This window comes from Nocardia sp. JCM 34519.1 (assembly GCF_020361265.1).
GTDB lineage: Bacteria > Actinomycetota > Actinomycetes > Mycobacteriales > Mycobacteriaceae > Nocardia > Nocardia arthritidis_A.
Map to the genome: position 1 here is coordinate 236,862 of NZ_JAIRBR010000002.1, position 20,786 is coordinate 257,647.

Here is a 20,786-nt window from a genome sequence, read left to right on the forward strand (position 1 = left end):
TTCAGCAGCCGGTGCCGCACGGCCCGGAAGAGCGCATTCCACATTGCCGAACGTGTGGCCGGGCATACAGCAAACGCACCTTTTCACACCGAGCGGTCGATCGGTGTGAAGACGCGAAAGTTGGTGTAACGCAAGGCATCACACACAACGGATCGGGTCGGCGCGGCAAACCGGAACGCCGCTGCGGCAAATTCAGCACGGCCCATGCGCCGGACCCGCCGATGCCACGTTCTACCCTGATAGACGTAGTTTGTCGGGGATCGCGATAACAAGAAGGCAGGACCGTGCAGGACACCCGTGCAACCGAAAGCGATGTACCCCAGCATCGGTACAACGCGGAGCTTGCCGGCCGCATCGAGCGGCGGTGGCAGCGGACGTGGAACGAGCGGGGAACCTTCCATGCGCCCAACCCGGTCGGTCCGCTGGCCGGTCCGACACCTGCCGACAAGCTATTCGTTCAGGACATGTTCCCCTACCCCTCCGGTGCGGGACTGCACGTCGGGCATCCGCTCGGCTACATCGCGACGGACGTCTACGCGCGGTTCCACCGGATGCGCGGACGCAATGTGTTGCACGCGCTCGGCTACGACGCGTTCGGCCTACCCGCCGAGCAGTACGCGGTGCAGACCGGTGCGCACCCACGGGTCACCACCGAGTCGAATATCGCGACGATGCAGCGGCAATTGGATCGCCTAGGCCTCGGCCACGACCGGCGCCGCTCGTTCGCGACCACCGACCCCGAGTACTACCGCTGGACCCAGTGGATCTTCCTACGCATCTACAACGCCTGGTATGACGAGGATTTGGCGCGCGCCCGCCCGATCGGTGAGCTGGCCGCCGAATTCGCCTCCGGCGCAAGGCCGACACCGGACGGCCGGTCCTGGAGCGCGCTGACCGCCGCCGAGCGGGCCGCCGTACTCGACTCGTATCGCCTGGTGTACCAGACGGATTCGATGGTCAACTGGTGTCCGGGGCTCGGCACGGTGCTGTCCAACGAGGAGGTCACCGCCGACGGCCGCAGCGAGCGCGGTAACTTCCCGGTGTTCCGTAAGCGCCTGTGGCAGTGGATGATGCGCATCACCGCGTACTCCGACCGGTTGGTCGACGATCTGGAGCGGCTGGACTGGCCGGAGAACGTCAAGGCCATGCAGCGCAACTGGATCGGCCGTTCGCGCGGCGCTCAGGTGAAATTCGATTCGCCCGCGGGCCCGATCGAGGTGTTCACCACCCGGCCCGACACGCTGTTCGGCGCCACCTATGTCGTGCTCGCGCCGGAACATGAACTGGTAGACCGGCTGGCCGCCGCGCAGTGGCCGGACGGCGTCGACCCGCGCTGGATCAACAACTGCGCGAACCCGGTGGAAGCCGTTGCGGCATACCGCAAGTCGATCGCGGCGAAATCCGATCTGGAGCGCCAGGAGAACAAGGAGAAGACGGGCGTCTTCCTCGGCGCCTACGCCACCAATCCGGCCGACGGCGCCGCGGTGCCCGTCTTCATCGCCGATTACGTACTAAGCGGCTACGGCACCGGCGCCATCATGGCGGTGCCCGGCCACGATCCGCGCGACTGGGAGTTCGCCAACGCCTTCGGATTGCCGATCCAAGAGGTCGTCGCGGGCGGCGACGTGACCGAGGCGGCATACGGCGGCGATGGCGAGATCGTGAATTCCGGCTTCCTGAACGGCCTTTCGGTCGAGGCGGCGAAGGCGGCCATCATCGCGAAGCTGGAGGCCGACGGGCACGGCCGCGGCACCGTCCAATACAAGCTGCGCGACTGGCTTTTCGCCCGCCAGCGGTACTGGGGCGAACCGTTCCCGATCGTCTACGACGAGGGCGGCGCACCGCACGCGCTGCCCGAATCCATGCTGCCCGTTCGGCTTCCGGAGATCGACGACTTCGCACCGGTCACCTTCGACCCGGACGACGCCGCCTCCGAGCCGTCCCCGCCGCTGGCCAAGGCCACCGACTGGGTGAATGTGGAACTCGACCTCGGCGACGGCCCGAAGAAGTACCGCCGCGACACCAACGTCATGCCGAACTGGGCCGGCAGCTCCTGGTATCAGCTGCGCTACGCCGACCCGACCAATTCGGAGGCCTTCTGCGCCAAGGAGAACGAGCAGTACTGGCTCGGCCCGCGCACCGGTGAGCACGGCGCGAACGATCCCGGCGGCGTCGACCTGTACGTCGGCGGTGTCGAGCACGCGGTGCTGCACCTGCTCTACGCGCGCTTCTGGCAGAAGGTGCTCTACGACCTGGGTGACGTCTCGGGCAGCGAGCCGTACCGGCGGCTGTTCAACCAGGGATACATCCAGGCGTTCGCCTACACCGACGAGCGCGGCGCGTACGTGCCCGCTGCCGAGGTGGTCGAGCGCGATGGCAAGTTCTTCTGGACCGATACAGCGGGCACCGAGATCGAGGTGTTCCAGGAGTACGGCAAGATCGGCAAGTCGCTGAAGAACGCCATCTCCCCGGACGAGATGTGTGATCTCTACGGCGCGGACACCTTCCGCTTCTACGAGATGGCGATGGGCCCACTGGACACCTCGCGCCCGTGGGCGACCAAGGATGTCGTCGGCGCGCACCGGTTCCTGCAGCGGGTGTGGCGACTGGTGGTGGACGAGGAGTCCGGCGCGCTGCGCGTCACCGACGGGCAACCGTCGGACGAGACGCTGCGTCTGCTGCACAAGACCATCGCCGGGGTGGACGAGGATTACGCCGCGCTGCGCGACAACACGGCGGGCGCCAAGCTGATCGAGCTCACGAACCATCTCACCAAGACCTACCCGGACGGCGCGCCCCGCTCGGTGGTCGAACCGGTGGTGCTGATGCTCGCCCCGCTGGCACCGCATATCGCGGAGGAACTCTGGGAACGCTTGGGCCACAACGAATCCCTGGCGCACGGCCCCTTCCCGGTGGCCGATCCGGCGCTGCTGGTCGACGCGTCGGTGGAGTACCCGATCCAGGTGAACGGCAAGGTGCGCAGCCGCATTCAGGTGCCCGCCGACGCCGACAAGGCCGCGATCGAGGCGGCGGCGCTGGCCGACGAGCGGATCGCCGAACTGCTCGGCGGTGCGTCCCCGCGCAAGCTGATCGTGGTGCCGGGCCGGTTGGTCAATATCGTTGCCTGATCGGCGCTGTCGACGGCCCCGCGCGTAAAGCGCAGGGGCCGTTGATCGTTCAGCGGGGTGGGAGCAGCACGTCGTTGAGCGTGACCATGGAGAGCCTGCGCTCCTTGATGATGTCGACGAGCTGGCCGTAGCAGTGGGTCACGGCCGGGTGGTTGGCGTGGCCGATGACGATGGTCTGTGGGTTGAAGTATTTGCGAGCGCATTCGATCAGGTACTGCTCGGTGATCACGCCGGAGTCGGACAGTGAGCCGTACCACATGGTCGGCACGGTGTAGCCGAGGTCGGCGGCCACCTTGTCGACGGTGGCGTTGTGCCTGCCGTACGGCGGGCGGAAGTACGGTGTGGCGTCGGTGCCGAAATTGTCGCGGAGATACTTCTTGGTCCGGTCCAGCTGGGACGAGACGGCCGATGCCGACAGTTTGGTCAGGTCCGGGTGGTCCCAGGTGTGGTTGCCGAGCTGGATCTGGCCGGAGTCGACCAGCGGACGTAATGCGTTCCGGTGGATATTCCACGAGTCGTAGTAGGCGGTGACGAAGAAGGTGAAGCGCGCACCGGTGTCCTTGGCGAACTGGATATACGCGCCGACCACCTCGGGGCTCGCGCCGTCGTCCACCGTCAGCGCGATGCTGTTGCCCGCGCCGGGCAGCGCGGTGATGGTGCCCGCGGGGATCGGCGTCTTCGGGCCGCCGGGTGGTGGCGGCAGCGGCGGCGGCGCGGGCGGGGCCAGCGGATTACCGGCCGAACCGCTGTTGATCGGTTCACCCGTAGCGGACGTGCAACCGGTCACCGCCAGCGCGGTACCTGCGGCGAGCAATGTCAGCAATTGGCGTCGTTCCACCGGCGAAATCCTCGTTCTAGCTGCATACAAACGGTTGCACGCTATCGAAGCTACCTGTATCGGAGTGAAATCGCCGCTGTCGATCGCGCGAACGGCCGGATCGGCCCGGCGGCAGTAGCACGTCGTCCAGCGCGAGATTCCGCTCGCTGGCTATGGTGCCGTATCGGTTGTACAGCCGGGTCACCGAGGTCTGGTTCGGGCGCGGAAGCATCAGCCAGGCCGCAGGAATTCGAGTGCGGCCAGCACCGCCCGGTCGGCCTCCGGATCGCCGACCGCCACCCGCGCGCTGCCGTCCGGATAGGCCTTCGCGCCGATTCCCGCCCGCCGCAGCGCCGTCGCCACGCCCGGACCGGGGAGGTACAGGAAGTTGGCGTGACTGCGCGGGACCGCGATTCCGCAGCGCCGCAGCGAATTCCGCAGCGCCTCCCGCTCGGTGGTGATGCGCATGATGCGCGCGCGCAATTCCGGTTCCGCGGCATACGATTCGGCGACCGCGACCACCGCGGCGGCGCCGACGCCGAACGGCAGCTGCATTTTACGCACCCGCGCGGCCACCTCCCGCCTGCCGAAGCAGTAGCCGATGCGCAGCCCGGCCAGCCCGTATGCCTTCGAAAAGGTCCGCAGCACAAGCAGATTGGGATGACGTTCGAGCAGTGCGATGCTGTCGGCGCGATCGGCGGGCGCCAGGAATTCCGCGTACGCCTCATCCAGGATCACCGGAATGCGCGACGGTACCGCGCACAGGAACGCTTTGAGTTCGTCGACCGAAAGTACGGTCCCGGTCGGATTGTGCGGACGGCACAGCACGACCAGCCCGGTCCGCTTGTCGATGGCCCGCACCATCGCCCGAATATCTTGGCCGCCAGCGGAATCCAGCCGGACCGGCACCGCGTCCAACCCGGCCATCCCGGCCATGATCGGGTAGCCGTCGAAGGTGGGCGAGCCGAACACGATGCCCGAGCCCGGTGTGGTGAGCGACTGCATGATCTGCATGGCGACCCCGGTCGCGCCGGCCCCGACCACCACCTGATCCTCGTGCACGCCGAGATGCCCGGCGATGAGCCGAGGCAGCCTGCGCGGCAGGAATTCCGGATACCGGTTCGCCTGCGCCAGCACGCCGTGCACCGCCTCGAGCACCGAAGGCAGTGGCGGAAAGGGGTTTTCGCTCAGGCTCAGATCGAATCTGGTCGTCGCGCTCGCGCGATATCGCGGTGCCGGGCGCGTGTCGTCGGCCAGCCGGATACTCATGCCGCGCCCCACCGCACCGCCGCCGCCCCGGCGAAATCGCCCGCATGCGCGAAGGCGGCCATCAGCACCACCGAACCGTTGCGCAGCCCGCCCGCCCGGTTCGTGATGTCGAGGGTGACGGGAATGCCTGCGGCGAAAAGGTTTCCGCACCGATCGAAGGTATCCGGATGCCGCTCGGCCGGTAGTTCCAGCGCATCGTGCCAGTTACGCAGGAACAGCCGGTTCGGCTGATTGGTGACGAAGGTGTCGATATCGCGGCCCTTCACGCCGATGCGCTCGCAGACCGCGAGCGCCACCTCCGGCACCAGCCGATTGCCGCGCGCGAACACCTTGGTGACCTTGGATTCGGTGAAGCTGACACAGCCCTGCCCCGCACCCGGCTCCCAGTACTTGCGCTCGCCGTTGGTGGAAAAGTCCATATCCCCGGCGAATTCGGGATAGGTGCGGCATTCGATGTCGAGAATCGGCGCGCTGTCGTCCTTGACCAGCAGCCCGACGCCGCAGCCGTCGCCGGGCACCGGAGCCTGGGCCAGCTTGCGGATCGCGGTCTGGGTGAATACCGGACCCGCGCAGTTCTGCGTCGCCGCGATGAGCGCGGTGCGCGCGTCGGTGGTTTGCAGGATCATCCTGGCCAAACCCATCATGTGCACGAAGGCCGCGCAGCCGCCGTTGTGGATATCGAAGACGTGGCCGGGCCGCATGCCGAGCCTGCGCGCCACCTCCGGCCCGCAGCCGAGCACCGGATTGTCCGGCAGCTGGGTGTGCGTGATCAGCACGTCGATCCGCGAAAGTAGTTGGCTGCCATGGCGTTGCACCAGCGGTGCGACCGCGCGCTCGACCATATCGACCGCGGTTTCGTCGCGCGCGACATGATGGCGGCCCTTGGGCGCGCGGAACATGACGTTCTTGGCCATCCGGTCCGAGCGGGCGAACTGGGTGAAGTATTCGGTGGGCACCGGATCGCCGGGCAGATAGCTCGCGACATCGATCAGGCTGACGGTCGGCATGGTCGGATCGGTCATGGCGTCGCCTCACCGCATCCATTCGGGTTTGATCGGAAGCCCGTGCGCCGCACGGTATTCGCAGATCGCCCGGAGGTTGTCCAGCTCCAGCTGATGTCCGGCCGAGAACATCTCCCAGAAATCGCCGACCCACACCGGCCTTTTCGCGGGCGCGGTCTCCGGATACGGATTCTCGTCGTAGAACGGATGATGGCAATTGACCCACAGCACAACCGATCCCGGCTTGTTCAGCACCACCTGCGCGTCGATCACCCGCATCAGGTAAACCATCCACAGGTGCTGCCCCTGATCCCAGGCGCAGTGATAGTCGACGGTCATCGCCGCGGCGTCGGCGACGGTGCGGGTGTAGATCCGGGTGCTGTCGCCGAGCCGGTCGTAGGCCAGCCAGAGCCCGGGCTCGTCGGTTTCCACGAAGCCGCGCAGGCTGTACGTCCACTCCTCCAGCGACCTGGTGTCGGCCAGGTACGCCCACACCTCGCGCGGCGGCGCCGCGATATAGCCCTGTACCGGGCAGAATTCGCCGAAGACCTGGTCGTGCGGATACACCGACCGCAGCATGTCCATGATGATCGGAGTGGTCGCCTCGCGGTCGGAGTTCTCGATCCGCAATACGCCCGGCACGACGTCCTCCGGAATGTCGCTCAGCGCTGGCAAGGGGAAACTGCTTGTCGTCACGATGCCCTCCCGGATGCATCCAACGCCGTCAGAAACGGCACGAAAGGTGGTATTTCATCGGGGTCGCAGTCGATCGAAACGAACGACGGCCCTTCGCTTTTCGCGCACCGCCGCAGTGCGGTGGCCAATTCGCCGGTGGTACCGACGGTGTACGCGGGCAGATCCGGGAACATGGCCGCGACGCCCGCGCCGAGATGTGCGGGCCGGAACCTGTTGAAGCTGTACCGATCCCGGTAGTACAGCCGCTCCCTGGTGACGCACATGGCGTGTGCGTTGTTGTTGAGGACGATGAATGTGACGGGCAGCGCGTGTTCGACCGCGGTGTGCACCTCCATGCCGTGCATGAAGAATGCGCCGTCACCGGCGATGACGACCGTGCGCCTGGTCCCGTCCGGGCCGCGGCGGCGGGCGAATGCGGAACCGATGCCCGCGCCGAATGCGTAACCCATGCCGCCCATGCCGAGCGCGACGACGAACCGTGCGTCCCCGCGGATCCGCAGGTGGTGCACCACCGCCGCACCGGTATTTCCGGCATCGGCGAATACATCTGTGCCCGAGGGTAATTCGGCCGCGATGGTCTCGACCAGGTCGTGATACCGCAGGCCGGGTCCGTGCGCGGGCGGAACGGCGAGCGGGGTGAGCCGATTCGCTGCCGTGCGGGGTGCCGCCCGCCGCTGTCCCCCGGAGAAGTCGGCGGCCAGCTCGCCGAGGGTGGCCGCGAGATCGGTGCTCGTCGCGTGGATCGCGGGCACGAAAGGCGGTGCGGTGCCGATACTCGCGACCGCGACGGTACCGAGCAGCTGATCGAGTCCGGTGCGCGCGGTGAGCGGCAGCGTGGTGCCGACCAGTAGGCACAGGGCCGCCGAGCGGATCGCCTCGCCGAGCTCCGGATGTCCCATCAGCCCGGCGACCCCGCAGAATGCCGGATCGTCGTTGTCGTAGGTGTCCTTGGCGTCCGGCGCCACCCCGACCGCGGCATCCAAAGTTTCTACCAGCCACGCCAATTCGGCTCTGGCATCGTCGCGAGCCACCTGGTCGCCCGCGATCACCACCACTTTTCCGGTTCGTCTTGCCGCGGCCAGCGCGGCGCGCACGCGGACGAATTCGCCCTCGTCTTGTCGTCCGGTACGCGCCGACATGCGAAGCGGCTCGGCATCGCCCATGCCGGACTGCTGCACATCCTTCGGCAGCAGCAGCACGGCTGGCCCGCCGCGCCGGGCCGCATCGATCGCCCTGTCCACCGCGGCGGGCAGCTCGGCCGCGGCTGTCACGCGGGCGCAGTAGTGCGAGATCGCGCCGAAAAGCGGTACGGCGTCGATGGTTCCGGCTTTACCGCTGGTGTCCTGGAATGCGCCCCTGCCCTCCAGCGTCGTGGGTGGCTGACCGACGAGGGCCAGCACCGGAACTCGGGACGCATACGATTCGGCAAGTCCGGCAACGAGATTCATCGCTCCGCCGCCGGAGGTCGCGGCGACGACGCCGAGCCCGCCGGTGGTTCTGGCGTAGCCGTCGGCCATGGTGGCCGCCGAGAATTCGTGCTTGGCGACGATTCCGGTGATGCCGTCGGGGGCGTCGAAGATGGCGTCGTAGAGGTCTTCGATATTCGCGCCGTCCACGCCGAAGATGTGCCGCACGCCCAGGGTCGAAACCGCCCGTACCAGATAATCAACGACCCTGTTCGGCATAGGCACCGCTCCTACTAGCTGATCGTCACCGCAGGGCGGTGATGATCACGACCGCGTACACGTGGGATACGGGTCAGCTCGGCGGGCGGTTCACGATTTCCGGAAAATAGTTAGCGCGCGATGGATTATGGGGGGTGGAACCGGGATCAAGGTCGCAAATCGGTCGTTGGGGCCGACCACTTGCGTGTACGTATACATCTACGTATAGTGAGTGCATGCCCAACAAGACGATCTACGTTGCCGACGACGATCTCCCGCTGTTCCAGCGCGCGCAGGAGCTGGTCGGCGGCAACCTGTCCGGTGCGGTGGTCACCGCGCTGCGCCGGTTCATCGAACTCGAGGAGGGCAGGCAGGAGGGCTTCGACGAGGTCGTGCTCCGGGTCGGGCGCGATGGCGTTCGTCAGGTCCGGTTCTCCGGCGTGCTGCTCGGCGAGTGGCATGATATCGACGACAAGCGTGTCGAGCACCTCAAGGTGTATCGCAGCCGCAAGGGCAAATTCGTCCTGCACAGCCAACACTCCAAGTGGTCCGATATGGCGACCGCGACGGCGACCGGCGCTGCGAACCAGTTCAACTGGCGGTCCTGGCGCGACTGGGGCCGGATGGTCGGCATCGGCGAAACGTACGACTGGGGTGATTTCACCCTGGATATCGCGGATTCGATCGCCGAGCTGAAGGACAAGATGCCCGGAAAGCTCTACCGGCGGGTGGCCGACCTGGCCGAGCATCCGCAGATCGAGGATCTCGACATCTAGCCGAAACCCGCACCGGCACAACTGAATACCCTGTTCAACCGCACCCCTGAGGGGGCGGTGCGGTTGAAACATGCCCTTATTCGCATTTGATTATGGATTCTAGGAAGGTCCGGCCATGAGCAACGGCCACCGCGCACCCGCCATCTCGGCACGCGGTCTGCGCAAATCCTTCGGCGAGCACGTGGTGCTCGACGGCATCGACCTCACCGTCCCGGAGGGGACGATCTTCTCGCTGCTCGGCCCGAACGGCGCGGGCAAGACCACCACCGTGCAGATCCTGAGCACGCTGATCCACGCCGACGGCGGCGAGAACCGGGTCGGCGGCTACGACGTGGCACACGAACCGGATGCGGTGCGCTCGCTGATCGGGGTCACCGGTCAATTCGCCGCGATCGACGAGCTGATCACCGGCCGGGAAAACCTGCTGCTGATGGGCGATCTGCACCATCTGCCCCGGCGCGACACCAAACGCCTCGCCGCCGAACTGCTCGAGCGCTTCGACCTGGTGGAGGCGGGCGATAAACCGGCATCCAGCTATTCGGGCGGTATGAAGCGCCGCCTCGATCTGGCCATGACCCTGGTCGGCGATCCGCGGATCATCTTCCTCGACGAGCCGACCACCGGCCTCGACCCGCGCAGCCGCCGGGTGATCTGGGAGATCATTCGCGGCCTGGTCCGCGACTACAGCGTAACGGTGTTCCTTACTACTCAATATCTGGAGGAAGCCGACCAGCTGTCCGACCGCATCGCGGTGCTCGACAACGGGCACATCGTCGCGGAAGGCACTGCCGCGGAATTGAAGCGGCTGGTGCCCGGCGGCCATATCCGCCTGCAGTTCGCCGACCGTGACGCGCTGCGGAAGGCGGCCGCCGCGCTCGGTACCTCAACCAGCGTGCGCAACGACGCGGACCACGATCTCGACGAGGACGATCTCACGCTGGCGGTACCGAGCGACGGCGGCGTGAAATCCATTCGCGCCGTGCTGGATCGGCTCGATTTCGAGCAGATCGAGGTCGAGGGTCTCGCGGTGCACACGCCGAACCTCGACGACGTCTTCCTGACCCTGACCGGCCACCCGACCACCGAGAAAGAAGCGGTTCGATGAGCTCATACGCCCTGGTCGACTCGACCACGATGGTGCGCCGGAATCTGTTGCACCTCAAGCGGTATCCCGCGATGGTCTTCTACATGATCGTCATGCCGTCGATCTTCCTGCTGATCTTCCGATTCGTATTCGGTGGCGCACTGGAGAAATCGTCCGGCGGACATTACATCGACTATCTGGCGCCCGGCATGCTGCTGATGGTTCCGGCCACCATCGCCTCGTCGGTAGCGGTGTCCATCGCGATGGACACCACGACGGGAATCGTGAATCGCTTTCGCACCATGGCGATCTCGCCCGGATCCTTCCTGACCGGACATGTGGTCGGCGCGCTGATTCAGGGCATGCTCAGCGTCGTCTTCATGATCGGCGTCGCGCTGCTCGTCGGTTGGCGGCCCCATGCGAATCCGCTCGAATGGGTTGCCGCGCTTGGTCTTATCGCCTTCACCCTCCTCGCGATCATCTGGTTTTCGGTGGCGCTCGGCCTGCTGGCGCCGACCCCGGAGACCGCGAGCAATACGCCGATGCCGATCATGCTGCTGCCCTTCTTCGGCAGTGGGCTGGTCGCCACCGACACCATGCCCGCCGGACTGCGTCAGTTCGCCGAATATCAGCCGTTCACCCCGCTCACCGAAACCATGCGCGGACTGCTGATGGGCACCGAAATCGGTAATAACGGCATCCTCGCGCTGGCCTGGTGCACCGGCATCACCGCGGTCGGCTACCTGTGGTCGAAGTCCGTCTACCGCAAGCAAACTCGCTGAAATACGAAGAACTGAGCCTTCGCCGCGACCACCCCTTGAAACCAAGGCCGCGGCGGAGGCTCAGATCGTTGCGGACAGCAGCGTCTTATCTGTGCCCAACTGCTTTATGTACACCGTCCGGATGTGATCCGGCTGTGCGTCGACCACTCGATCGATCGTCAACTCGGTGCCGGGGCCCGCGGGCCACTGTCCCAACGTTTCGGTCTGCCCGTCCGACGTGACGACGAACAGCGCCAGATTCCAGCTGTACTGCTGATCGCTCTGGCCGTATTCGCAGGTCATCACGACGCGCGTCTTTCCTTCGTACGGAATGATTTTCACGCTCGCCGTTACCGGATTGGGTTCCACCGGCTGCATGGAGCGTTCGGCGAAAACCTGTTCGGAACCGGAGCCGTGCGATCCGGCGAGGGTGGTGGCCACCGGAACCGAGATGGTCACCGCCGCCGCGGCAGCCGCGATCGCGGACCCGATGGTCACCCATCTACCCCGCTTGCGACTGCGTTCCGCCGCCGCGGTCAGCCGGGGCAGCAGTTCGGGGACCGGCGGCTCGGCCCGCTCGGCCGGTTCGATCATGGCCAGCGCGGTATCCGTTTCGACCAGCGAGAGCATGCCGGGCAGCGCCGCCAATTCGGCCACCCCGGCCCGGCAGTCCGGGCAGCCGGCCAGATGCTCCTCGTACTCCTTGCGCTCGGATCTGGTGAGGGAGCCGAGCACATACGGGGCATCCCAGGTGAGATACCGGTCGCCCGCATCGCGACCGGTGGCAATATCCGTCATTGGTTCGTCACCCCCATTTCCTGTAGTGCCAGCCGTAATGCCCGCATGCCGTAGTGCATACGGGATTTCACCGTCCCGGGCGGGATATCCAATTCCGCCGCGATCTGATGCGTGGAAAGGCCTCGATAGTAGGCCCGCACGATCACCTCGCGGTGATCGGCGCTGAGCCTGCCGAGCGCGTCCGCGACCAGCCAGCCGTCCAGTGCCCGGTCGGCCTGGTCCGGCGCGGCCTGCTCCGGCGGGTTGTCCGTGCCGAATTCGCGCCGGTTGCGGGCGCTGCGGTGCTCGTCGACGGCCAGATTCCTGGCCACCGTGAACAGCCACGCCCGCGCCGACGAGGTGGACTGGTCGAGCACGGTGGGGCGCTGCCACGCGCGCAGCAGCGTTTCCTGCACGATGTCCTCGGCTCGTCCCGGATCGCGAACCAAACCGAGCGTATAGCGCCATAACGCCGAGGCATGCTCGTCGTAAAGCACCCGCATGAGCTCTGTTTGGCTCTCCGGCATCGCTCACCTCCCGCTCATCCCACGAAACAGCACAGGAGAAGGTTCAACAGCTGGGAACGTCAGTTGCGCTCGAGTTCGATGGGGTGGGTGGCGAGCAGCGAGAGCGGCAGCGGCTGGCGGCGCAGCACATGTGCCCACAGGTCGGGGCGGTCCACGCTGATCGGATCGGAAGGCAAGGCGGACAACACGATCCAGTCGCGGTTCTCCAGTTCACCCTCCAGCTGGCCGAAGGTCCAACCCGCATAACCCGCGAAGATCCGGATGCCCTCGACGAGCGGCTCGATCCGGTCCGGTTCGGCGTCCAGGTCGACCAGCACCACCCGGCCGTCGATGCGGCGCAGCCCGGACACCCGGTCTATCGACGCGCCGACCCGGACGGTGCCGAGGCAGAGCGCGGCATCGCGTTTGACCGGACCGCCGATGAACAGGGTGCGCGGCGCGGCCGCCAGCTCGGTCCAGCGGGGTAGGACATCGTGCACCGGGGTATCGCTCGGGCGGTTCAGGACGACGCCCAGACTCCCGGCCTCGTTGTGCTCGATGATGTAGACGACGGTGCGCCGGAAGGTCGGTTCGACCAGATCGGTCGCCGCCAGCAGCAGGGTGCCGGCCCGAACCACCTGCTCGCCGTGCCGGAAATCGCGCCGCCTGCGGTCGCCGTGCCCGCCGCGAGTCTTCCGATCATCCGGGTCATCTGCGCGTGCCACTCCGACATCATCGCAGTTGTTGCGCCCGTGCGCCCTTTTTGCGGGCGAGTTCGGCGTTGCAAGATTTGCGTGCCGGTCCGAATACGGGTACTTGGTTGGATTTCCCGGCCACCGTGACCGAGCGAAGCGAGGGAACCAATGAACACAGCACCTTCGGTCGCGGCGTGGCCGAGCGCTAGCGAGGACGCGTCGTGACCGGGAACACCATCCGCGGCGGCGCGGGGTTAGAGTGCGCGCATGGAACGGCCCGAGGTTCTCCTCGACAATGCTGATGTCGTCTACGACTTCTATCGCGACCACCGCCAGAATCGCCTGAAGGCATGGGGCGCATACGCCTTGCTCGCTCGGCGCTACTTCCCGCGGATCGCATACGCCGCCGGCGCCCGTGAAATGCTACGGAAGGTGAACGCGCAGCGCAGGCCGTTGCTGATCGCGATAAATCACCTCTCCGAGAACGATCCGTACACCGTCGCGGCGGCGGCGTGGCGCAGCGAGCTGCGGCGGGTGATCGGCCGGGTGCGGGTGCTGGCCAAGGACGAGCTGTTCCTCGAGCCCGAACAGCGGCGCAAGATCGACATGATGGGCGGCATCCCCGTCTTCCGGGGTAAGGACCACGGTCTGCGCGCGGTGAACGCGGCGGGGCAGCTGATGATGGATATCTGCGCCGAACGCATCGCCCGCGGCGACGGACTCGCCGTCTTCCCGGAGGGCACCTGCAACGACGTCGACCCGACCCAGGTGCAGCCCGTCGGCAGCGGTATCGGGCACATCGCATTCCGTGCGATGAAGCTCGGGGCCGAGCCGGTGCTGGTCAGCATGGGGCTGAGCTACGGGCCGCGCACCGACCCGACAGTTCTGCCGACGAAGGAGGAGGCGAAATCGGCCAGCTTCTACTTCGGCGTGCCGATCACCGAATTGCCAACGCGGCCAGCCGAAATAGCTCGGCTCGTGCGCACCGATCTGCAAAAGGCCCTCGACGGCGCGCGCGCCGCTTACTGAAACTACTGCGGCAGCCCGAGCCGGTCGCGGGCCCAATGCGGCACCATCGACAGGTATTCGGGCCTGTTCTCCACGAAGTGGTGCACCATCGGGCACATCGGCAGCGCGCCCAAACCCTCGGCGCGAGTGGCGTTCAACGCGGCCTCGATCAGCTTCCTGCCCAAGCCCTGGCCCTCGTGTCGCGGATATATCTCGGTGTGCACGAACGCGCGTTCGGCCGCGGTGTCCTGATATTCGGCATAGCCGGCGATCGCGCCGTCGACGTAGATCTCGAAGCGTTCCAGTGCGGTGTTGTTCCGGACCTCGGTCGGCATGGCTGCGACGGTACTACCGTGGGCCGTTATCTGTATGGTTCGCAACACCTCCCGCCCGAAAACGTACCGCCCGACTTGTCTGACGCGCCGGGCCTGCGCAGAATGCTCCAGGGGCGGATCGCGTCACCGCGCCATGAGCTTTGCCTGGAGGTGCGGAAAATGCTGCGGACACCGTCGCTTTCGAGGCTGCTCGCGGCGCTGGCGGCCGGGGTGCTCGCCGGATCGGTGAGCACCGGGTTGTCCGCGGCCGCGCCCAGCCCCGTATTCGGCGCCTGCCCGGCCGGTTCGGTGCCCGCCGATCACGGTGTCGAATGCGCGGTGATCAGCGTGCCGATGAATCCGGCCGAGCCGGACGGCAAACGCATCGACCTCACCGTCAGCCGGATCGCCGCGGTCGGCGAGCGGCGCGGCGTCATCTTCACCAATCCGGGCGGCCCCGGCGCCGACGCGCTGGACTATTGGGCGCGCCGCGTCGACGTAATGCCAGCCGAACTCACCCATTACGACCGCATCGCGGTGCAGCCGCGCGGATTGCGCTGGGCCACACCGCTGCGCTGCGGGAGCGAGACGGATGATTCGACCGCCGACCAGGTCTCGCTCACCGGCGGCAACCGCGACACCATCAAGAAGGCCTGCGACGCCGCCCAACCCGGCTACCTGGACACCATCACCACCGAGAACACCGCCCGCGATATGGACGCGGTGCGCGCCGCGCTCGGCATCGACCGGATCGACTACCTCGGCACCTCGTACGGCACCTACCTCGGCGCGGTGTACGCCACGCTGTTCCCGAACCGGGTCGATCGAATGGTGTTGGACTCCAACGTGAATCCAGATTGGGTGTGGACCGAGGAATTCGCCCAGCAGCAGGTGGCGGGCAAGCGCAGGCTCGACGACCTGTTCACCTGGATCGCCGACCACCGCGACCAATACCACCTCGGCGATACCGCGCTGCAGGTCTACCAGACCTGGGCGCGGCTGGCGCAGGAGCAGGGCGGCGGCTGGTACGCGAACCTGACCCCGCCGCCCGCCGGCGTCGCCGACCTGCCGCACGATCTGCCGGAGCCGCTGGCCGAGATCGCCCGCGACGGATTCAACGGCGGTGTGGAACAGGCGGGCAAGCTGCAGAACCTGGTGCGCACGTTGGTATCCGGCGGTGCGTCGGCGCAGGTGCCGCTGCTCGGCGCGACCGCCGTCGCCACCTACACGCGCGATTTCTGGCCCACCTTCGCCCGCGCCATGGCCGATGCCGCCATTGATCCGGCGAACGTGCGCCAGCTGCTCGCCATCGAGGGCGCCACCAGCACCGACCCCACCGGCCGCTTCGTCTTCGCCGCCGTGACCTGCAATGAGAACGCCGTGGACGGCAGGCCCGAACTGCTCGGCGCCGCGATGGGCATCATCGCCTCCGGCGGCAACGCGATGGACGCCAAGGCGGATCTGGTGCGATCCGGCATGTCCTGCGGCGCCTGGCGTCCGATCGCCAAACCGGTGCCGATCAGCGGTGCCGGACTGGCCACCAAACCGCTACTGCTGCAGAGCCGTAACGACGCGTTGACCGCATACGACGGCGGCCCCGCGATGGCGCGTGCACTGCAGGGCTCGCTGATCACGGTCGACGGCGGCGACCACGGCACCTTCGGGCGGCGCAATCCGGCGGTGGACGACGCGGTGGTGAACTACCTGAAGACCGGGCAGGTCACCATTACGCAGGCCGAACAGGCGCCGCTGCGCTGAGGTATGGCACCCGACACAATGTGGGGATGACGAGCGTTCCTCGGGTGGTGCTTGCGCCGGACAAGTTCAAGGGGTCGCTGACCGCTCCGCAGGTGGCGGCGGCTCTCGCCGTCGGCATCGGGCGGGTCGTGCCGACGGCCGAGGTGCGGCTGGCTCCGGTGGCGGACGGCGGCGACGGCACGGTTGACGCGTTCGTCGCCGCGGGTTGGGCGCGGGTCGAGTTGATCGCGCCGGGGCCGACCGGTGTGCCGTCGCCGACCTCGTATGCGGTGCGCGGGACCACCGCGGTGGTCGAGTTGGCCGCGGTCGTCGGTTTAGCGAAACTGCCTGGCGGACAACCGGATCCGCTCGGAGCGGGCACTGAGGGCCTGGGCGTGGTCATCGCACATGCATTGGATCGCGGTGCCACCGATATCGTCATCGGCCTCGGCGGCAGCGCGTCCACCGATGGCGGCGCGGGCATGGTGCGTGGGCTCGGTGCGCGCCTGCTGGATATCGATGGAAACGAATTACCTTCCGGCGGTGCGGCTTTGGCGCGGGCCGCGCAATTCGATCTCGGCACGATGCACCCCGGCGTCGCGACGGCGAATTTCACGCTGGCGTGCGACGTCGATAATCCGTTGCTCGGGCCGAGTGGCGCGGTGGCGGTGTATGCGCCCCAGAAGGGCGCCACCGCCGAGGATATGGTGAATCTCGAAGCGGCACTGAAGAATTGGTCCGAACTCGCGGGTCCGGAGTTCGCCGATGTTCCAGGCTCCGGCGCGGCGGGTGGTACCGGTTTCGGTGCGATGGCCACACTCGGCGCTCAGGTCCGCAGTGGTATCGAGGTCGTATTCGAACTTCTCGATTTCCCTTCGCTGCTCGCCGGAGCCACCCTCGTGGTCACCGGCGAAGGTTCACTGGACATCCAGAGCCTGCACGGGAAGGCTCCCATCGGTGTGTGCGAAATAGCCTGCGCCGCAGGCATTCCTGTCATCGCCGCCGTCGGGCGCAACATGCTCACGGCCACCGAGATCCACGCCGCCGGTTTCACCGCCTGCTACGCACTCACCGACCTCGAACCCGACCCGGCCCGCTCGATGACCAACGCACCGAACCTGTTGGAGCAGATCGGCGAGGTGATAGCCGCGAGGTTCGCAACCGGCCGGGAGCACTAAATCGCCGAGGCGAGTAGGTTCGCGGTGAGCTGGCGGCGGTTCTTGTCGCCCCACTCTTCCAGCGGACGCAGCGCCTCGGCCAGCTCCCGGCCGAGTGGGGTGAGCGAATACTCAACGCGCGGCGGGATTTCCGGGTAGATCTCGCGGTGCACGATGCCGCTGGCCTCCAGCTGACGCAGATTCTCCGCGAGCACCTTCTCGCTGACGCCCTGCAGCAGCTTGCGGATCTGTCCGAATCGCACCGGTCCGGAGCCGAGCACCCACATCAGGTGCATCTTCCACTTTCCGCCGACGACGTCGATCGCCAGCGACATCCCGCAGACTTCCTCGTGATCCGCATCACTGCTCATATCCCACGCACTCTCTGTGACCTTATTTCGAACCTCGAGGTAAGCAACCGAACCCGAACGTGCGGTCTTCCCGAGCCTGCCTGCGGCGATGAACCATACATTCCGGCGCCGACATTCAAGCGACTCAGATCCGAAGGGATACAGCATGTCCGACAGCAGCACCCGTTCCGTCTCCATCATCGGCCTCGGCCCGATGGGGCAGGCGATGGTCCGGGCCTTTCTGGCGGCCGGCGTCGAGGTGACCGTGTGGAATCGCAGTGCGGGCAAGGTGGACGAGATGGTCGCACTCGGTGCGAAGCGGGCCGCGTCGGTGGCCGACGCGCTGGACGCCAACGAGGTGACGGTGCTCAGCCTCACCCACTACGCCGCCATGTACGACGTCCTGGGGCAGGCGGTCGACCACCTGCCCGGCAAGGTGATCGCGAATCTGTCCTCCGATTCGCCGGAACAGGCGCGTAAGGGCGGTGAATGGGTGAGATCCCATGGGGCGCAGTTCATTTCCGGCGGCGTCATGTCGGCGGGCGACAATATCGCGCACCCGGCGTCCTACATCTTCTACAGCGGCCCGCAGGAGGTCTTCGACGCGCACGCCGACCTGCTGCGCCCGCTGAGCCCGCAGGAATACCTCGGCGTCGACGACGGGCTCGCCCAGGTCTTCTACCAGGCCGGGCTGATCATTTTCCATCCGTGGATGCTCGCCTTCGAACAGGCGCTCGCGGTGATCGCACGCTCCGGTCACGATATCGATCAGTTCCTGCCCTATGCATTGCGCTCGGCCGACGCGTACCCGTATTTCATCGCCGATTTCGCGGCGGCCGCCAAGGCGGGCGGCTGGGGCGCCCTGGCCTCGCTGAAGATGATGGACGCGGGTGCTCAGCACATCATCGACGCCAGCGCGGAGGTGGGCGTCGATGCGACGCTTTCCCATGCCGCACAGGGACTTTGGCGTCGGGCCATCGCCGCGAGCGAGGCGGCGGGCGAGGTGGTTCCGGTCTACCGGTTGATCGGCGGCACCGCTCAGGCGGAGTGAGCGTCCGAGCCGAGCCTGGGGAAGGGGGCGGTGGAGAAGACGACCTCCACCGCCACCTCGAAGTAGGCGGCGATGCGCAGCGCCAGATGCAGGCTCGGGCTGTACTCGCCGCGCTCCAGATATCCGATGGTCTGGTAGTGCACGCCGAGCGCCTCGGCCAGCTCGCGCCGGGAGATGCCGCGCTCGGCGCGCAGCATCGCGATCCGGTTGTAGATGACCTCAGTAGGCACGTTGCAAAGCCTTATCACGCCGGGCGTCGACGCCGGACCCGGACTCCCTGCGGGCCATCCGTCGCAAAGTGATCGGGGCGATGATCAGGGCGAGCACCGCCCATCCGCCGAGCACCCCGATCGTCTCCAAATGCCGCCAGGATTGGCCGATTTCGACCGCAACGGCATCGCTGGGCAACATGGCCGAACGCATGCCGAGCCCCATCCAGTAGATAGGGAACACCTGGCCGACGACCTGCAGCCAGCCGGGCATCGAGGTGATCGGATAGAAGATGCCGGAGATCGCGACCACGGCCATAATCGGCAGGGTGGCGAAGGCGAAGCTGCGCGGGCTGGCGAGCATCGAGCCGAGGATGGCGCCCAGCGGCAGGGTCGCGAGCAGCCCGAGCAGTACGACGCCGAGCAGCGTCACCCAGGCCTGGACCGTGCCCAACCGCGTTCCGCCGACCACGATCAGCCCGGCGCCGAGCACGACCGTGAACTGGAACAGAATCCAACCCGCGACGGTGATGATCTTGCCGACCAGATAGCCGGTCATTCCGTTGGGAGTTGCCTTGGCGCGCAACAGGGTTCCGTCCTCCCGCTCGACGACGAGCAACTGCGCCATGACCAGCGTTCCGTTGAAGGACACCAGCATGCCGAGGATGCTCGGCAGCGCGAGCGAGCCGAGTCCGAGCCCGCTGTTCGCGAAGTGGCTGTCGCGCATCAAGATCAGCGTGACGACCGTGCCCACCGGCCAGAAGAGCCAGCCGAACAGGTCCTCGCTGCTGGTGGCCATCTGCCGCAGTTCGAGCAGCCCGCGCCGGAATCCGGCGCGGACCGCGGTGACCATCGGATTCATCGCGACACCTCCTCCAGCGTGCGCACCTCGGTTTGCCGTTGCCCGGATTCGAATTGCCGCACCAGGGTCATATACGTCTCCTCCAGCGACGCTCGCCGCACCTCTAGTTCGCCGATCTCCTCGCCGTACTGTTTGAACAGCTCGTACACGAATTTGGTCGACTCGTTCGTGGTGTGCACGTACCGCTGGCCGTCCCTGGTCCACCTGATCTCGGCCTCGACCGCGATGCTGCGGGACAGTTCGTCGGCCGAGCCGTCGGCGATGATTCGGCCGCCCGCCAGGATCAGGATGCGGTCCGCGAGTTTTTCCGCCTCGTCGAGATCGTGGGTGGTGAGCAGAATGGTGGTGTCATCGTCGGCCAGGCGGTGCACCAGGTCGTGGAATTCCCGGCGCGCCTCGGGATCGAATCCCGTTGTCGGCTCGTCGAGGAACAGCAGTTCGGGCCTGCCGACGATGCCGATCGCCACGTCGAGCCTGCGCCGCTGGCCGCCGGAGAGCGTCTTGATTCTGTTCCCGGCCTGTGCGGTGAGCCCGACGGTGGCGATGAGTTCGTCGGTGTCCCAAGGTCTTTGAATGCGTTCGGTGCCGTAGGGTGCGTAGTAGCTGCCGAGGTGCGAAAGTAGTTGGCGCACCGTCCATTTGGCGTGGTCGCGCCAGGATTGCAGGACGACGCCGATCCGGGCGCGCCACGCCTCGCCGCCGTGTATCGGGTCGACGCCGAGCACCTCGACCCGTCCGGCGGATGGACTGCGGAACCCCTCGAGTATTTCGATGGTGGTGGTTTTGCCCGCCCCGTTCGGCCCGAGCAGCGCCACCACCTCGCCGTGCCGGGCCTGGAAGTCGACGCCGTGCAGGACGTCTTTCGTGCCGTATCTCATGCGCAATTGCGAGACGTCGAGTACGACGTCCTCCCCCACGGTCATA

21 protein-coding genes are annotated in these 20,786 nt (G+C 66.8%); 8 read left to right on the forward strand and 13 right to left on the reverse strand.

Translation table 11 applies throughout. The annotated features are described in order from the left end of the window. The first annotated feature begins 284 nt into the window (after window positions 1-284). On the forward strand, window positions 285-3,128 hold the full coding sequence (gene leuS, locus LGY53_RS07370) for a leucine--tRNA ligase (RefSeq protein WP_225725880.1): 2,844 nt from the start codon (window positions 285-287) through the stop codon (window positions 3,126-3,128). A gap of 49 nt (window positions 3,129-3,177) precedes the next feature. On the opposite strand, the gene LGY53_RS07375 is transcribed toward leuS, so the two are convergent. The 5 genes from LGY53_RS07375 to LGY53_RS07395 all read right to left on the reverse strand — a co-directional run bounded on the left by LGY53_RS07375 (window position 3,178) and on the right by LGY53_RS07395 (window position 8,596). Beyond that, window positions 3,178-3,966, reverse strand: coding sequence for a polysaccharide deacetylase family protein (locus tag LGY53_RS07375; RefSeq protein WP_225725881.1), 789 nt, complete (start codon window positions 3,964-3,966; stop codon window positions 3,178-3,180). Between the two features lie 210 nt (window positions 3,967-4,176). Continuing rightward, window positions 4,177-5,214 carry an aminotransferase class I/II-fold pyridoxal phosphate-dependent enzyme gene (locus LGY53_RS07380; protein ID WP_225725882.1) on the reverse strand — a complete coding sequence of 346 codons (1,038 nt, stop codon included), beginning with the start codon at window positions 5,212-5,214 and terminating at the stop codon, window positions 4,177-4,179. Beyond that, the gene (locus LGY53_RS07385) at window positions 5,211-6,221 is read right to left on the reverse strand and encodes a 3-oxoacyl-ACP synthase III family protein (RefSeq protein WP_225726264.1); all 1,011 of its coding nucleotides are present in this window, start codon (window positions 6,219-6,221) and stop codon (window positions 5,211-5,213) included. The genes LGY53_RS07380 and LGY53_RS07385 overlap by 4 nt, the downstream gene beginning before the upstream one ends. 24 nt (window positions 6,222-6,245) lie before the next feature. Then, window positions 6,246-6,911, reverse strand: a complete 666-nt coding sequence (locus LGY53_RS07390; RefSeq protein ID WP_167478724.1) for an SRPBCC family protein — start codon at window positions 6,909-6,911, stop codon at window positions 6,246-6,248. Then, window positions 6,908-8,596, reverse strand: coding sequence for a thiamine pyrophosphate-binding protein (locus tag LGY53_RS07395; RefSeq protein ID WP_225725883.1), 1,689 nt, complete (start codon window positions 8,594-8,596; stop codon window positions 6,908-6,910). Before LGY53_RS07395 ends, LGY53_RS07390 begins: the two co-directional genes overlap by 4 nt. 215 nt (window positions 8,597-8,811) lie before the next feature. Between LGY53_RS07395 and LGY53_RS07400 the strand changes: the two genes are divergently transcribed. The 3 genes from LGY53_RS07400 to LGY53_RS07410 all read left to right on the forward strand — a co-directional run bounded on the left by LGY53_RS07400 (window position 8,812) and on the right by LGY53_RS07410 (window position 11,217). Then, window positions 8,812-9,351, forward strand: a complete 540-nt coding sequence (locus tag LGY53_RS07400; protein ID WP_225725884.1) for an EXLDI protein — start codon at window positions 8,812-8,814, stop codon at window positions 9,349-9,351. A gap of 115 nt (window positions 9,352-9,466) precedes the next feature. Then, on the forward strand, window positions 9,467-10,456 hold the full coding sequence (locus tag LGY53_RS07405; protein WP_225725885.1) for an ATP-binding cassette domain-containing protein: 990 nt from the start codon (window positions 9,467-9,469) through the stop codon (window positions 10,454-10,456). Next, a complete protein-coding gene (locus LGY53_RS07410; protein WP_225725886.1) occupies window positions 10,453-11,217 on the forward strand; it encodes an ABC transporter permease in 765 nt (254 codons plus the stop codon). The genes LGY53_RS07405 and LGY53_RS07410 overlap by 4 nt, the downstream gene beginning before the upstream one ends. A 60-nt stretch (window positions 11,218-11,277) precedes the next feature. Here the strand turns inward: LGY53_RS07410 and LGY53_RS07415 are convergent, their stop codons facing one another. The 3 genes from LGY53_RS07415 to LGY53_RS07425 are packed head-to-tail and all read right to left on the reverse strand — an operon-like array spanning window position 11,278 to window position 13,204. Beyond that, on the reverse strand, window positions 11,278-11,994 hold the full coding sequence (locus LGY53_RS07415) for an anti-sigma factor (protein ID WP_225725887.1): 717 nt from the start codon (window positions 11,992-11,994) through the stop codon (window positions 11,278-11,280). Continuing rightward, window positions 11,991-12,500 carry a sigma-70 family RNA polymerase sigma factor gene (locus tag LGY53_RS07420; RefSeq protein WP_225725888.1) on the reverse strand — a complete coding sequence of 170 codons (510 nt, stop codon included), beginning with the start codon at window positions 12,498-12,500 and terminating at the stop codon, window positions 11,991-11,993. The genes LGY53_RS07415 and LGY53_RS07420 overlap by 4 nt, the downstream gene beginning before the upstream one ends. A gap of 59 nt (window positions 12,501-12,559) precedes the next feature. Beyond that, window positions 12,560-13,204, reverse strand: coding sequence for a YqgE/AlgH family protein (locus LGY53_RS07425; RefSeq protein ID WP_225725889.1), 645 nt, complete (start codon window positions 13,202-13,204; stop codon window positions 12,560-12,562). Window positions 13,205-13,441: 237 nt separating this feature from the next. Here LGY53_RS07425 and LGY53_RS07430 point away from each other — a divergent pair, with 237 nt between their 5' ends. Continuing rightward, window positions 13,442-14,203 carry a 1-acyl-sn-glycerol-3-phosphate acyltransferase gene (locus LGY53_RS07430; protein ID WP_225725890.1) on the forward strand — a complete coding sequence of 254 codons (762 nt, stop codon included), beginning with the start codon at window positions 13,442-13,444 and terminating at the stop codon, window positions 14,201-14,203. Between the two features lie 2 nt (window positions 14,204-14,205). Here the strand turns inward: LGY53_RS07430 and LGY53_RS07435 are convergent, their stop codons facing one another. Then, entirely contained in the window at window positions 14,206-14,517 is a 312-nt protein-coding gene (locus LGY53_RS07435; RefSeq protein WP_167478715.1) for a GNAT family N-acetyltransferase, read from the reverse strand. Window positions 14,518-14,676: 159 nt separating this feature from the next. Here LGY53_RS07435 and LGY53_RS07440 point away from each other — a divergent pair, with 159 nt between their 5' ends. Next, window positions 14,677-16,254 carry an alpha/beta hydrolase gene (locus LGY53_RS07440; protein WP_225725891.1) on the forward strand — a complete coding sequence of 526 codons (1,578 nt, stop codon included), beginning with the start codon at window positions 14,677-14,679 and terminating at the stop codon, window positions 16,252-16,254. A gap of 26 nt (window positions 16,255-16,280) precedes the next feature. After that, on the forward strand, window positions 16,281-17,411 hold the full coding sequence (locus tag LGY53_RS07445; protein ID WP_225725892.1) for a glycerate kinase: 1,131 nt from the start codon (window positions 16,281-16,283) through the stop codon (window positions 17,409-17,411). Here LGY53_RS07445 and LGY53_RS07450 read toward each other — a convergent pair. Further along, window positions 17,408-17,761, reverse strand: coding sequence for a helix-turn-helix domain-containing protein (locus tag LGY53_RS07450; RefSeq protein WP_225725893.1), 354 nt, complete (start codon window positions 17,759-17,761; stop codon window positions 17,408-17,410). The two genes, LGY53_RS07445 and LGY53_RS07450, sit on opposite strands and share 4 nt — an antisense overlap. An 88-nt stretch (window positions 17,762-17,849) precedes the next feature. On the opposite strand from LGY53_RS07450, the gene LGY53_RS07455 reads away from it, so the two are divergent. Next, window positions 17,850-18,791, forward strand: a complete 942-nt coding sequence (locus LGY53_RS07455) for an NAD(P)-dependent oxidoreductase (RefSeq protein WP_225725894.1) — start codon at window positions 17,850-17,852, stop codon at window positions 18,789-18,791. Here the strand turns inward: LGY53_RS07455 and LGY53_RS07460 are convergent. The 3 genes from LGY53_RS07460 to LGY53_RS07470 are packed head-to-tail and all read right to left on the reverse strand — an operon-like array spanning window position 18,779 to window position 20,785. Continuing rightward, window positions 18,779-19,021 carry a helix-turn-helix transcriptional regulator gene (locus tag LGY53_RS07460; RefSeq protein WP_225725895.1) on the reverse strand — a complete coding sequence of 81 codons (243 nt, stop codon included), beginning with the start codon at window positions 19,019-19,021 and terminating at the stop codon, window positions 18,779-18,781. The genes LGY53_RS07455 and LGY53_RS07460 overlap by 13 nt on opposite strands. Continuing rightward, entirely contained in the window at window positions 19,011-19,862 is an 852-nt protein-coding gene (locus tag LGY53_RS07465) for an ABC transporter permease (protein ID WP_225725896.1), read from the reverse strand. Before LGY53_RS07465 ends, LGY53_RS07460 begins: the two co-directional genes overlap by 11 nt. Then, entirely contained in the window at window positions 19,859-20,785 is a 927-nt protein-coding gene (locus tag LGY53_RS07470; RefSeq protein WP_225725897.1) for an ABC transporter ATP-binding protein, read from the reverse strand. Before LGY53_RS07470 ends, LGY53_RS07465 begins: the two co-directional genes overlap by 4 nt. Window position 20,786: the final 1 nt, after the last annotated feature.

Excerpts from the sequence above, each read along its gene's own strand:
- LGY53_RS07380 (WP_225725882.1), bottom strand. The coding sequence starts at position 5,214 with ATGAGTATCCGGCTGGCCGACGACACGCGCCCGGCACCGCGATATCGC.
- LGY53_RS07385 (WP_225726264.1), bottom strand. The coding sequence starts at position 6,221 with ATGCCGACCGTCAGCCTGATCGATGTCGCGAGCTATCTGCCCGGCGAT.
- LGY53_RS07395 (WP_225725883.1), bottom strand. The coding sequence starts at position 8,596 with ATGCCGAACAGGGTCGTTGATTATCTGGTACGGGCGGTTTCGACCCTG.
- LGY53_RS07400 (WP_225725884.1), top strand. The coding sequence starts at position 8,812 with ATGCCCAACAAGACGATCTACGTTGCCGACGACGATCTCCCGCTGTTC.
- LGY53_RS07405 (WP_225725885.1), top strand. The coding sequence starts at position 9,467 with ATGAGCAACGGCCACCGCGCACCCGCCATCTCGGCACGCGGTCTGCGC.
- LGY53_RS07410 (WP_225725886.1), top strand. The coding sequence starts at position 10,453 with ATGAGCTCATACGCCCTGGTCGACTCGACCACGATGGTGCGCCGGAAT.
- LGY53_RS07415 (WP_225725887.1), bottom strand. The coding sequence starts at position 11,994 with ATGACGGATATTGCCACCGGTCGCGATGCGGGCGACCGGTATCTCACC.
- LGY53_RS07420 (WP_225725888.1), bottom strand. The coding sequence starts at position 12,500 with ATGCCGGAGAGCCAAACAGAGCTCATGCGGGTGCTTTACGACGAGCAT.
- LGY53_RS07430 (WP_225725890.1), top strand. The coding sequence starts at position 13,442 with ATGGAACGGCCCGAGGTTCTCCTCGACAATGCTGATGTCGTCTACGAC.
- LGY53_RS07435 (WP_167478715.1), bottom strand. The coding sequence starts at position 14,517 with ATGCCGACCGAGGTCCGGAACAACACCGCACTGGAACGCTTCGAGATC.
- LGY53_RS07440 (WP_225725891.1), top strand. The coding sequence starts at position 14,677 with ATGCTGCGGACACCGTCGCTTTCGAGGCTGCTCGCGGCGCTGGCGGCC.
- LGY53_RS07445 (WP_225725892.1), top strand. The coding sequence starts at position 16,281 with ATGACGAGCGTTCCTCGGGTGGTGCTTGCGCCGGACAAGTTCAAGGGG.
- LGY53_RS07450 (WP_225725893.1), bottom strand. The coding sequence starts at position 17,761 with ATGAGCAGTGATGCGGATCACGAGGAAGTCTGCGGGATGTCGCTGGCG.
- LGY53_RS07455 (WP_225725894.1), top strand. The coding sequence starts at position 17,850 with ATGAACCATACATTCCGGCGCCGACATTCAAGCGACTCAGATCCGAAG.
- LGY53_RS07465 (WP_225725896.1), bottom strand. The coding sequence starts at position 19,862 with ATGAATCCGATGGTCACCGCGGTCCGCGCCGGATTCCGGCGCGGGCTG.
- LGY53_RS07470 (WP_225725897.1), bottom strand. The coding sequence starts at position 20,785 with ATGACCGTGGGGGAGGACGTCGTACTCGACGTCTCGCAATTGCGCATG.